General features: G+C 27.6%; 12 protein-coding genes. 4 read left to right on the top strand and 8 right to left on the bottom strand.

Annotated elements, in window-relative coordinates; genetic code table 11:
• The first annotated feature begins 73 nt into the window (after nucleotides 1–73).
• The 4 genes from BSV1_RS00610 to BSV1_RS00595 are packed head-to-tail and all read left to right on the top strand — an operon-like array spanning nucleotide 74 to nucleotide 3,148.
• On the top strand, nucleotides 74–736 hold the full coding sequence (locus BSV1_RS00610; RefSeq protein ID WP_008882300.1) for an HAD family hydrolase: 663 nt from the start codon (nucleotides 74–76) through the stop codon (nucleotides 734–736).
• Complete coding sequence (locus tag BSV1_RS00605; protein ID WP_008882222.1) at nucleotides 733–1,596, top strand: hypothetical protein; 864 nt, start codon at nucleotides 733–735, stop codon at nucleotides 1,594–1,596. Before BSV1_RS00610 ends, BSV1_RS00605 begins: the two co-directional genes overlap by 4 nt.
• Entirely contained in the window at nucleotides 1,590–2,636 is a 1,047-nt protein-coding gene (locus BSV1_RS00600) for a hypothetical protein (RefSeq protein ID WP_008882257.1), read from the top strand. The genes BSV1_RS00605 and BSV1_RS00600 overlap by 7 nt, the downstream gene beginning before the upstream one ends.
• A complete protein-coding gene (locus tag BSV1_RS00595; protein WP_008882284.1) occupies nucleotides 2,633–3,148 on the top strand; it encodes a hypothetical protein in 516 nt (171 codons plus the stop codon). Before BSV1_RS00600 ends, BSV1_RS00595 begins: the two co-directional genes overlap by 4 nt.
• A 41-nt stretch (nucleotides 3,149–3,189) precedes the next feature.
• On the opposite strand, the gene BSV1_RS00590 is transcribed toward BSV1_RS00595, so the two are convergent.
• The 8 genes from BSV1_RS00590 to BSV1_RS00555 form a co-directional block, all read right to left on the bottom strand.
• Nucleotides 3,190–3,630, bottom strand: coding sequence for a response regulator (locus BSV1_RS00590; protein WP_008882238.1), 441 nt, complete (start codon nucleotides 3,628–3,630; stop codon nucleotides 3,190–3,192).
• 39 nt (nucleotides 3,631–3,669) lie between these two features.
• Nucleotides 3,670–4,155 (bottom strand): chemotaxis protein CheX, encoded by a 486-nt coding sequence (locus BSV1_RS00585; protein WP_008882171.1) that lies wholly within the window; start codon nucleotides 4,153–4,155, stop codon nucleotides 3,670–3,672.
• Between the two features lie 11 nt (nucleotides 4,156–4,166).
• Nucleotides 4,167–5,567 (bottom strand): CheR family methyltransferase, encoded by a 1,401-nt coding sequence (locus BSV1_RS00580; RefSeq protein ID WP_008882290.1) that lies wholly within the window; start codon nucleotides 5,565–5,567, stop codon nucleotides 4,167–4,169.
• A gap of 6 nt (nucleotides 5,568–5,573) precedes the next feature.
• A complete protein-coding gene (locus BSV1_RS00575; RefSeq protein ID WP_008882231.1) occupies nucleotides 5,574–8,168 on the bottom strand; it encodes a chemotaxis protein CheA in 2,595 nt (864 codons plus the stop codon).
• A gap of 65 nt (nucleotides 8,169–8,233) precedes the next feature.
• Nucleotides 8,234–9,259 (bottom strand): flagellar filament outer layer protein FlaA, encoded by a 1,026-nt coding sequence (gene flaA, locus BSV1_RS00570; protein ID WP_008882275.1) that lies wholly within the window; start codon nucleotides 9,257–9,259, stop codon nucleotides 8,234–8,236.
• A 77-nt stretch (nucleotides 9,260–9,336) separates the two neighbouring features.
• Nucleotides 9,337–9,888, bottom strand: coding sequence for a hypothetical protein (locus BSV1_RS00565; protein WP_008882191.1), 552 nt, complete (start codon nucleotides 9,886–9,888; stop codon nucleotides 9,337–9,339).
• Entirely contained in the window at nucleotides 9,878–10,876 is a 999-nt protein-coding gene (locus BSV1_RS00560; RefSeq protein ID WP_008882247.1) for an N-acetylmuramoyl-L-alanine amidase, read from the bottom strand. The genes BSV1_RS00565 and BSV1_RS00560 overlap by 11 nt, the downstream gene beginning before the upstream one ends.
• Nucleotides 10,869–11,828 carry a glycosyltransferase family protein gene (locus BSV1_RS00555; protein ID WP_008882190.1) on the bottom strand — a complete coding sequence of 320 codons (960 nt, stop codon included), beginning with the start codon at nucleotides 11,826–11,828 and terminating at the stop codon, nucleotides 10,869–10,871. The genes BSV1_RS00560 and BSV1_RS00555 overlap by 8 nt, the downstream gene beginning before the upstream one ends.
• Between the last annotated feature and the right edge of the window lie 8 nt (nucleotides 11,829–11,836).

Genomic DNA, 11,836 nt, shown 5'->3' with positions numbered 1-11,836 from the left:
TAAAAACCTTAATAAAGAGAGCAAATTAATGTTAAAATAAAAGAATAAATAAACTATTATAAAAGAGAGTACTATGAAAATCAAAGCCTGCATTTTTGATATGGATGGAACCCTGGTAAATAGCATCATAGATATTGCATTCTCAATGAATTCTGCTCTTTCAAACTTAGGATACAATCAAATAGAACTAAGCAAATTCAATGCCCTTGTTGGCAGAGGATTTGACAAGTTTGTAATAGACACTCTAAAGCTATTATCTCTTGAACATAGCAATCCTAATTTACAAGACAAACTTTACAAAGAATTTGTAAAAGAATACAATAAAAATCTTTCATCCCAAACACAACCATACGAAAACATAAAAACCCTTCTAGAAACTATGAATAAACTTAAAATTCCAATTGGAATTTTAAGCAATAAGAACCACGAAGAATTAATAAATTTGGTAAAAAATATTTTTGGAAATATATTTTTTTTTGAAATCAGGGGTTATTCAAAAAATTTTCCACCAAAGCCAGATCCTGAAAATGCCCTTGATATGATATTAGAATTAAATGTCCGAAAAGAAGAAATCGCATATATTGGAGACAGCGATGTGGACATGCTAACCGCACTAAACGCTGGATTTATACCAATAGGAGTTTCTTGGGGATTTAGAAGTGTTCAAGAATTAAAAGAAAGTGGAGCAAAACATATAATACACAACCCACTTGAACTATTGGACCTAATAAAATGAATGTAAAACCATATTTTCCTTATTTATATCATTATCTATTCAATCATGAAAGCATAAAAAGTTTATCTGCTATAGAAAAAGAAATTGAAATGCTTAACTATTTAAAAGAAAACAAAAAAACAATTGCTACATTCATCAAAAATGATTTTGAATCAGAACTAAAAGACCTAATTCAATACGTCAAGGATAAAACAGATATAATGATTACGCCATTTGTTTTATCTGGCATTGAAGCTATTGATTTTAACATTGTAAAGCCTCTTTTTAGTAAAGAATTGACAAAAAACGACTTAAATTTGATATTTAACTTTGTCAAAGTCAACTCATCTTTAAGAAAAGAATTCTTTTATAATTTTAATACTATAAGCAATGGATACATTACTTTTTATATAAACAAACTATTTGAGGGAAAAAACTCTTATACAATATATTTAATACAAAAGGAAAATAAAGCACTTTATTCATCAGACATCATAAAAAATTATATAAAGATACTACTTCTCTTAAAAGTATTGGTAATTAAATACTGCTTTGAAAAAGGAATAGAACTTACTACTAAAAACATTGAATCCACTTCAAAAGCAATAAGCAATGATACCGATTTTCTAGACGAAAAGACAGCCAAGCTTATAATTGAAAGCTTTTTCAAATATGAGACCTTACAAACAATGTCTCCAATTTCAACATTAATTGCCATTTTTTCAGCCAGAGCAAGAACTCCAAAATACAAAAACAATCCAGTTAAAGGTTTTATTGGGTATGATGAAAGTTGGTTTTCAATAAAACAGTCGGGCTCTAGAGAATATGATTCAAGAATAATTAAAGAATTATCAGAAATAGCTAAGGGAAATAAATGGTAAAAAAATTTTCAATTTTCTTAAAAGCAATAATAATCTTTTCAATATTTGAACTTTTAATCGAAGAACTCTCAATAATTCTTTTTTTACCATACAAAATACGATTTGCATTAATATTTCTTGGGTTTCTATTTGACACAATTTTTATTTTCATTTTTTTATACAAAATAACCAAGGCCTACTTTTCCCAAAGATTAGAAATCTACGTCAGAAACAATCTATTCTTCGATATAATTCACTGCCTTATTCCTTTAGCGTTTTATAGCTCATATCAGCTTAAAAACATAATTGTCGCCCATGAAACAATATTAAATCCAATAATGCTATCACTTTTCAAGTTAAGATTTTTAAGACTTCTTAGGTTTAATGACCTAATAATAGAAATATATTACAATTCAAAAGAAAAGAACCTAATACTAATAGCATTTGCTAGGACATTTTCAATGAGCTTATTAATACCATTTACATTTTTTATAATAATATCAAGCTCAAAAATTGTAAATTCAATACCAGAAAAACAAGAATTTAATATTATTAGAAATATATCAATAATAAATGAAAAAGCTTACATTAAAGAAAAATATCCCTTCATCTTAATAATCAAGGAAAAAGATGACATAATATACTCAAAATCAGACGAAATATTTGTTTACTACAGCCCCAGTGAATACAGAGTAATAGAAATGGAGAAAACAAAATTTTATATAGATAAATATTTGCAAAGAAAAAGCGATTCTATTCTTGGAATTTTTCTATTTACATTGTTTGCATCATTTACTATTTTTTTAATGAATTTTTATAAATTTTTTAAAGCAAGCTTTTTAAATCCTATTATTTTAATGACAAAAATTTTACAAGACCCATTAGAATATCGAAAAATTCAAATTCCTTTCACTTTAAGCGAAGAAAAAGTATATGAACTTGCAAAATCATTTAACAATCTTTTGCTAAAAGAAAAACTAAACTCAAAACGAAAAAGCAAAATACCTTTAGAAATTGAAAAAGTAAAAAAAATAATTAATAAAAACCAGGAAATAAAATGAAAATTCAAATAATTATAATGCTACTTGCATTGTTAGATTTTCCACTTAATGCCAGACTTTTGGACATTTCAATTGAAAAAAGAGCAGATGAAGAAATAAAAAAATATTTGTCTTACAATTTAATTTTAGAAAAAGAATACTATACCAATTTTCCAACAAGCGAAATAGAAAAAAATATTTATAAACTAACAGAACATTTTGTAAAAAGCATAATGCTCAATAAAACTAACTACAACTTGTTAAATTCAAACTACAAAGAAGTAAATAAATATCTAATTCAAAGCGAACTCATTGATAAAAAATTTTTAAAATATAAAATATTTAAAATCAAAAATATAAATGGAATTTTTAAAAGCTATTCACTAATATATACAAAAAAAGGATTTTACAAATTAGAACTTTACATAGAAAATAATGCAGAACCTCTAAAAATATTTAACCTTAACATTACTTATTTTTTTAAGAATTTAGATAAAATAAGTAATGAAATGATTTTTTTCCCAAGGGAATGAAAATAATAAAATTAAAGCTTGAACTTTTTTTTATAAATAATTTATTTAACAAATACAGACATTACTCTTTGAAGGACCTTTGCCCTATCTAATGGTTTAACAATAAATGTTTTTGCTCCTTTTATTAAGCAATCCTTAACTAATTGTTCTTTGCCTAAAGCAGATATCATTATCACTTTAGCATTTTTATCAAATTCCATAATATTAGAAAGACAAGTTATTCCATCCATTTTGGGCATAGTGATATCAAGAGTGACAATATCAATATTAGGATAATGATTCTTGTATTTTATCACAGCCTCTTCTCCATCAGCTGCCGTATCAATAATATTAAAGCCCTCTGATGTAAAAATTTGAGTAAGCTGCTTTACAGTAAAAACAGAGTCATCAACAATTAAAACATTAAAAGGAATGCCTGTATCATAATTGATTCCTCTAGGCTTAGATGAAGAATCTGCAGCAATTGTAGTCTTTTGAATCATATTAACCTCTCTCTTCTAATAAAAAGAATTTTTTTCATATCAAACCCTCTCTCTTATTGCAATATTAACTTCTATAATTTTACCATCAGGCAAAGAAAAAGGAACAATTAAAGCCTCAGAGCCTTTATTACTTATTTTCATATTTTCTCCATAAATAAAAGCTGGAGGGGTTATATCAAATACAAAACCCTTAGCATGCAAAGTAGTAACAAAATTTCCAGCAATAATATTGCCAACCTCAGTTAGAGTTGCAGCAACCATCTCTTTTGTTTCTTCATCGTCAAAATCATCATACTCTTCAAAATTTAATTTAGAAGCAACAAAAAGGGCTGTTTCTATATCCATATCAATAATTATACTACCCTCAACAGACCCAGCAAGTCCTACTATTACAGAAACACCTTTTATCTTTTGATTTATCGACTTAAGCCCGGGCTTACCCATTTCTATATTCTCAACAAACAACATATCTCTTAAAACCGAAGAAGCAGCATCCAAAAATGGCTCTATATAATCTATTCTCATTAATTTCTCCTTTAGACTTTCCTGTACAAGTTAAAATATTTTGTGGATTTCTCTTTTATAAAAACATCATTATTTTTAAGCTCTTCGTTATCTCCCAAAACCAAAAGAGCCCCTTTAATAACCTTGGAAGCAATGATACTTAAAATTAAAATCTGATCTTTACTATCCAAGAAACATAAAACATCTTTTAAAAAAACCATTCCCAAATTATCAGGCAAATCTGAAAAAAGAGCATCGGAATATTCAAATAAAACATTACTTAGAATTTCTGACTTAAATTTATAAACTCCGGGACTTTGTTCAAAAGAATTCCTACGATAAATTTCACTAATGCCAATTTCTAACTCTGAAAACACCAACCTAGAAGTTTCAACAACTTTTGATAAATCATTATCAATAGCAGTCAACTTAAAAGGTTTTATATAATATTCAGACAAAGCATTGGCTAAAGCCATAGTCTCCTTTCCACTACCACAACCAATTTCCAATACATTGAAAATAGAATTTAAGTTATTCATAAAATTTAAGCGACTCTCAACAATTTCATTTTTAAATTCTTCCAAACAATCAGTTCCCCACAAACTTCCCGATGATTTTGAATAAAATTCATTTAAAAAACTATCGTAAGGCAAGTAATCAATATCAACCATATTAAATTTTACTCCAACTTTTTCCAAAAACACATCATTTACCAAAGAAGGATTAAACGAGTATTTCAAAAGATTTTTTTTAATATTTTCCAAATTAAAAGTTGCAGTATTGTTTAGAGTTGAATTTTCATTGTTACCATCATTTTTTGAAGAAACCTTATTGGAAAAATCATTCTTAGAATTTTCTAGTATATCTAAATTATAACAATCGCTTGCAAAGTCGCTTTTTTCAACAAAATTTTGACCAGGTTTTAATAACTTTTCTTCTTCACTATAATTAAAAATTTTAAAAACATTAAGAAGTATATAAAGCTTTTCGTTATAATCTACAACGCCCTTTATATAGTTTATTAAAGAATCCTGAGATAAAACTGGGTGTGGATCTTGAATAAGGCTAGAATCTATTGAAAAAACATTATTAATTTTATCAACAATTACCCCTATAAGAAGATCTTCGTTTTTTAAAACCATAATATCTTCAATATCTTTTTTATTAAATTCTAAATTAAACATTATTCTAAGATCTATAATAGGAATTATTTCACCCCGTAAATTATCAAGCCCAGCAACATACTTTTTGGCATTTGGAACATAAGTAAAATTACTAGATTTTCTAATTTCTTTAACCTGCATAATGTCTACTAAATAATGATCCGACCCAAGCTCAAAAGAAACAACTTTAAAATCAAAATTGGTCAATTTAGAATTAGAATTTTTATCATCTAAAATTTTGGGTCCAAAATAAATTTCTTTTATCTGCACAAGAGATCACTCCTTAGTATCCTTTTGTAAATCAAAAAGTTTAAAAACATCAATTATCAATACAACCTTACCATTGCCAAGCGTAGTAGCCCCAACTATACCCGCGCTTGATGAAAATTTATCCTTAATAGGCTTTACTACAAAATCTTCCTCACCAAGAATGGAATCTACAACAATTGCTGTCTTCATGTTGCTAGTATTAACAACTATTAAAAATTTTTCTATCAATGAATCATCTCTTGTTATGTTAAAAAGTTTATCAAGCCTGAGAACAGAAATGACTTCATCTCTTAAATTATAAACTTCATGATAATTTTCAAGCAATTTTATATCATGCTCAGTTATTCTATGAGTTTCAAGTACATTATTTAAAGGAATAACATAAGTCTCAGACCCCGACTTTACTAAAAGACCTTGTATAATCACTAACGTCAATGGTAGTTTAATTTTAAAAATTGTTCCAAGACCAATTTCTGATTCCACCAAAATAGTTCCATTAAGCTTTTCAATGCTTTTTTTCACAACGTCAAGTCCAACTCCTCTACCTGAAAGGTCTGTCACTTGAACTGCTGTTGAAAACCCAGGAGCAAAAATTAAGTTAATAAGTTCAAAATCAGAGTAAATTGCATCATCTTTTATTGTTCCCTTTTCAATTAATTTGCGCCTAATGACCTTTGGATCTATACCAATCCCATCATCTTCAATCTCAATTGATATTACATTACCCTCATTCTTAGCACGCAAAATTATCGTACCTACCTTGCTCTTTCCCTTTTTAACTCTCTCTTCAGCTGTTTCAAGGCCATGATCCATTGAATTTCTAACACAATGCATCAAAGGATCTACAAGGTCATCTATAACAGACTTATCAAGCTCAGTTTCTTCTCCTTCCATTTTAAGATTTACAATCTTATTTAATTTCTTTGAAAGATCTCTTACAACTCTTGTAAACCTTGAAAATATATTAGATATTGGTAACATTCTGGTTTTTAAAACACTCTCATGCAAATCTGTAATTATTCTTGACAGTCGCCCAGAGGTCATTTTAAAATTTTGAAGAAGCCTGAAAAAAGAATTCCTCAATTCAGATATATCATTAAGGGCCTTTTCCATTTTAAAACTCATTAAAGAATTAATATGTGATTCGATCTCATCTTCTAATGTTAAACCTGCATCTTTGAAAACTATCTTTAAATCAATTAAAAAGTTTCTCTGAAAACTTTCTTGATAATCATAAAAATAATTAAAATTATAAAATAATGTAATCATTTCTGAATTTATTTGATTATAAGATGATTTACTTATTACAGCCTCACTGACAAGATTTAATATGTAATCTATTTTTTTGCTATCTATTCTAATTAAATTAACACTAATTGGACTATTTTTCTTAATATTTTTATTTTCCTTAATAGGTGCTTCATCGTCTTCTTTTAGCCTTACGCTCTTTAAAGATTCTAAATTAACATTTTTGATTTCAAAATGACTAACAACATCTGGTAAATTAATCTTTTTAGCAATACTTTCTTCGCTGGTATTTGATATTAAGTAATATATTACAAAATCAAAAAACTTATCTGCCAATAATTCGCTAGAATCTGGGATAGACTTGAAAATTTTACCAAGACTTTTTAATGCTTGAAGCATTTGAAGCCCACTAATAGTAGCCATAGGATTGTCTTTTACAAAATCCAATCTAACTTTAAATAACTTTTGATTTTCAACCTCAAGCAATAAATCAGAAATCTCATCCTCTGTAAAATCAAAATTATCATTTAAAACAAAACTGGAATCTAAATTAATATCTTTAATCTCTTCATCCGCAAGCTTTTTTAATTCTTCTTTTACGTTAAATTCATCAACCAAATAGCTTTCAATCAAATTTAAAGAATCTAAACTTTTTTTCACGCCCTCTATATCTGAATATATCAGATAATAATCAACTCTTTTTAAAAATTTATCTTCTATGATTTGCTCATATTTAGGAATTGTATGAAGTACAGATCCTAATTTTTTTAAAATATTAAATATTTTTAGCCCACCATTTTTAACTTCAGAATTGCTATTTGAATTAAAAACAACACTGATCCTTAAAACCTTTTGTCCAATTCCTAACCCTTCTCTTATCTCCTCAAGATCTGATTTTGAAAGACAAAAATTGTTTTTAATTGAATTCCCATCAAATCTCTTAATAAAAGTCTGATCATCAATTACTAAAAATTGCTTTAATTTGCTTTTAAGATCACTTATGTCATTTAAATAAACCTTGCCATCAATACGAAGCGCAAGCATTTCCTTAATAACATCTAATGAACTTAAAAGCAGATCAACAAGATCATTATTTATATTTACCTTACCATCTCTAATAGCATCAAAAACATCTTCGACAATATGGGTAAAATCGGATAGCTCCATCATATCAAGAGAAGCAGAACTTCCTTTTAAAGTATGAGCTGCCCTGAATATTTCATCAATAGTATCAGAATTATTAGGATCATCCTCTAATGACATAATATTCTCTTCAAGGATATCTACAAGATTTTGAGCTTCTTCAAAAAAAACTCCTAAAAGCTCTTCATTTTCCAAATCTAATATTTCCATACTATTTCCTATTATTTTTATATGTAAAGCCAACCTTTTAGGTAGCTTTACATATTAATTTAAACCTAATTTTTCGGAGATGATTCTTCAGGTTTTTCACTCTCAATCTTTTCTACAAAGTTTTGGAAAGAGCCTTCAGGCATAGAAATTTTTTCTCTAAGCTTTAAAACTCTTTTAAAAGTTTCGTGTGCCTTTAATTTACGAAGGGATTCAGTTCCGCTAGTCTCATAAACTTTAAATACAGACTCACTGTCAATATCAGAATCTATTGAAACACTCAACTTATCATAAAGAACTCTTAAATCTTTAACATAAAAGATGAAATTTTGCTCTTTTGAACTGTGTGACTTTGAAACTCTAAAAGCCTTAAATCTCATTTTACTTGAAGCAAGAGGATAATTTGGAACATCGTCTTTAATTATTCTAGATGATATATTAGGAATGTAGTTAGGATTTGACCAAATTAAATCAGCCCACCCTTTAAACTTTAAAGTACCCATAGAATAAGCATATTCCATGCCATTCATATCTTCAAATAAAACCTCAAGATCTATCTCATATCCTAAACTATAAACAGATACTTTAATTTCTTTCATGGTTTTAATGTTATCAATAAGACCTTTGCCTAAAAATTGATTACCACTTTCCCCTGAATAAAAAGGAATTTTAAATGGTGGCATAATCATAGCAGATGATTGAGAATAGCTTGGAAATAAAACTCTTACCCCCAAAATAGTATCACCTGCGTACCTTTTTGATTCACTCTTAACAACAGCAGGCGCAACAACTGAATTTTTAACGTAGGCTTGCAACCTTGCAGAAGGAGTAAGTAAAACGCTCCAATTATTTATCCCAAGATCTACAACCATATCTTCCGGCTTAACAATACCAGAAGCGCCCGAATATACATAATCAACATAATTTGTAAGATCAAGTCTAGTTGAACTTGGATCTCTTGCAAGCTCGGCAAAATCTAAAACTAATTCTCCAGGCTCTGCCCTTTTAGAACCCTCTGTTAATCCACCAGTCTCTTGAGCAAAAAGAACAGTGGATAATAAAAAAAATAAAATACTTTTAGCTTTCCTTTTCATGTAAACCAACTCCTTATATATAAATCTTTTATAAAATTTTCGTTTTTTAATTATTTTTATTAGTAAAATTTAATTTATCAACTTTGCTCCTTTAAGATACACCCTTCAACAAGAATAACAAGCTTTTTCATCTTGCCAGGATAGTTAAAGCGCATTGTTTTTATTAAAGACATAGCAAAAAATTTAACCTTAACATCAAAAGATTCATAAGATTCATTATAATCACCATTATTAAAAGAATCATAAAATTCTCTTGAAAGATTTATATAATAAACTCCATTCTTTAAAAAAGAATATAAGAATCTTGCATCACTTAATAAAAACCCAAAAGAAAACCCTTCATTGCTTCCTAAAAGAAAATCTTTTACTAAAAGATCCAAATTATCTTTCAAAGTTTTTTCATCTCTTAAATATCTTAAATTAGCAACAAATCCCTTGCTAGAATGAAAATAAAAAACCCTTTTTGAAAAAAGATTATCATAATTTAAAAAAACCATACAAATAGAAAACAAAAAGCTTACTGCCAAAGACCCCAAAAGCACTCTAATCATATGCTCTTTTTTTGAGTTTAAAAATTTATAAATCACTACATTATATTTAAAAAATACATCCGAAATACTATTTTTCATAAAAATTTATAAATTCCATTAAAGCTTTAAGTATTAGAATATTAAATTTGCTCATGTAATTATAATCCAAAATTAATTTAGCATCTAAAATATTGGATAAAAACCCCATTTCAATCAACACAGCAGGCATACTGCTGTTTTTTATTACAAACCATTGCTCTTTTCTGATTGGCCTAATATTAGTTTCGCTTAACTCATTTTTAAACACTTTATACAAAATTTCAGCCAATCTTTTTGATTCATATTTATATTTAATATCTAGTATATCATTAAGCTCGCTTAAGTATCTATTACCTTTAATATCATATCCCTTAAAATCTTTAATAACTTCTCTTTTTGAATCCTTAGGAAGATACCAAAACTCAACTCCTCTAGCTTCACTGTTTGGAGCATCATTAGCATGTATGGATAAAAATACAACACTATTTGGAAAATTTGGCTTTATTGCATTTGCAAATTCCGACCGTTCTTTTAAAGTTAAATAAACGTCATTTATACGAGTTAACAAAATATTTTTATTTACAAAATAATTACTTAAAATTTTAGACAAATATATAGAATAGGTTAATGCAAAATCTTTTTCCTGAAGCACAACGTCATAACCATTTATCTTTAAAGTTACAACAGCACCAGTATCATGCCCACCATGTCCAGGATCAATGATTATTGAAGTAATTCTGGGTTTATTATAGTCTTTAAGAGAACTAAAATAATTTTCAATTTGTTTTAATACCTTTTGACTTATTAAAATTTCTCCACGAATGTCAATAATTGAGTCTACAAACATATAATAACCAGAAGATGTAAGCGCATATTCAAAGCCTACCCTAAACTTCAAATATCCCTTATCATTTTCAATTGTAAAAACATCATTTTCAATGTTAAAATCAAACTTAAAAACATTAGTATCAAAAAAATCAAGAACATTTAAATAATCGGGGGTCTTAGAATACAAGCTTAAATATGAAAACAAAATCAAATCAATCAATAATATCATTTTCCCAAAGCTCAATGGCACTCTTTAAGTCTCCTTTGAATCTTAAGCTATTTTTAGTAATCTCACCTTTTATCTCCTTAAACTCTTTTTGGAAGAGAAAAGGATTAATTTTGTATTTTAAACAAATCTTGCAAAACCTTAAAAAAGAAAAAACAACACCATTTCCAACAAAAATTGGGACATAATTCTTAAGCAAAAAAATCAAAAAACTTTTGCTTTTGGTTAAATTTTCTGGCGAATTTAATGCAGTATACTGGATTCTCAGCTTTCTATAAATATAAACATGTTCCCCAAAATAAATAGCTCTTAGTCCAAAATCTATTCTTTGAAAATATTCATTTTGAATCCTTCCGTCAAAACCTCCAAGCTGTAAAAATTTCTCTTTAGAATAAAGTCCGCAATAATCCATGGTAATCAAAGTTTTTTCATAGTCTTTCTCAGAATTTACTAAAATTACCTTAAACTTTTGCTTTTTATCTATACTGGGAAGAAAAATTGAAGGAATCATTTCTTCTTCTTTATCAAAAAACTCCCCCCCAACAAGAAGAACATTTTTTTTTACTATTTCATCGAATATATTTGGAATCCAAAAGGGATTTAACAAGTACATATCACTTTGCAAAACAAAAACAAAATCACAGCTGGATTCTTTCATTGCTAAATTAACCTTTTCCCCAGAATTCAAATCGTCAGAAAGTAAAATAAATTTTAACTTACCATAACTTTCTGAGATAAATTGCAAAGAACTTCTATTGCTCTGTTTTTCAATTGAAATTATTTCTCTTATAAAGTCAAAATTTGATAAAAATTCAAACAAATCTTCTCTAAAAATTTTTGTTCCTCTGCTTAATATTACAAAAGAAATTCCAAAAGAAGATTTTTGTGAATAATTATTTTTAGATTGAATAACAGTATATGAATAGCCACTACCTGGAAGACGCATAAATTACT

It is taken from the genome of [Borrelia] finlandensis (assembly GCF_000181875.2).
Lineage (GTDB): Bacteria > Spirochaetota > Spirochaetia > Borreliales > Borreliaceae > Borreliella > Borreliella finlandensis.
This window is presented reverse-complemented; position numbering and strand designations above follow the sequence as displayed.

Bases quoted from the DNA above. Each gene is read 5' to 3' on its own strand.
- BSV1_RS00610 (WP_008882300.1), top strand. From the start codon at position 74: ATGAAAATCAAAGCCTGCATTTTTGATATGGATGGAACCCTGGTAAAT.
- BSV1_RS00605 (WP_008882222.1), top strand. From the start codon at position 733: ATGAATGTAAAACCATATTTTCCTTATTTATATCATTATCTATTCAAT.
- BSV1_RS00600 (WP_008882257.1), top strand. From the start codon at position 1,590: ATGGTAAAAAAATTTTCAATTTTCTTAAAAGCAATAATAATCTTTTCA.
- BSV1_RS00595 (WP_008882284.1), top strand. From the start codon at position 2,633: ATGAAAATTCAAATAATTATAATGCTACTTGCATTGTTAGATTTTCCA.
- BSV1_RS00590 (WP_008882238.1), bottom strand. From the start codon at position 3,630: ATGATTCAAAAGACTACAATTGCTGCAGATTCTTCATCTAAGCCTAGA.
- BSV1_RS00585 (WP_008882171.1), bottom strand. From the start codon at position 4,155: ATGAGAATAGATTATATAGAGCCATTTTTGGATGCTGCTTCTTCGGTT.
- BSV1_RS00575 (WP_008882231.1), bottom strand. From the start codon at position 8,168: ATGGAAATATTAGATTTGGAAAATGAAGAGCTTTTAGGAGTTTTTTTT.
- flaA (WP_008882275.1), bottom strand. From the start codon at position 9,259: ATGAAAAGGAAAGCTAAAAGTATTTTATTTTTTTTATTATCCACTGTT.
- BSV1_RS00565 (WP_008882191.1), bottom strand. From the start codon at position 9,888: ATGAAAAATAGTATTTCGGATGTATTTTTTAAATATAATGTAGTGATT.
- BSV1_RS00555 (WP_008882190.1), bottom strand. From the start codon at position 11,828: ATGCGTCTTCCAGGTAGTGGCTATTCATATACTGTTATTCAATCTAAA.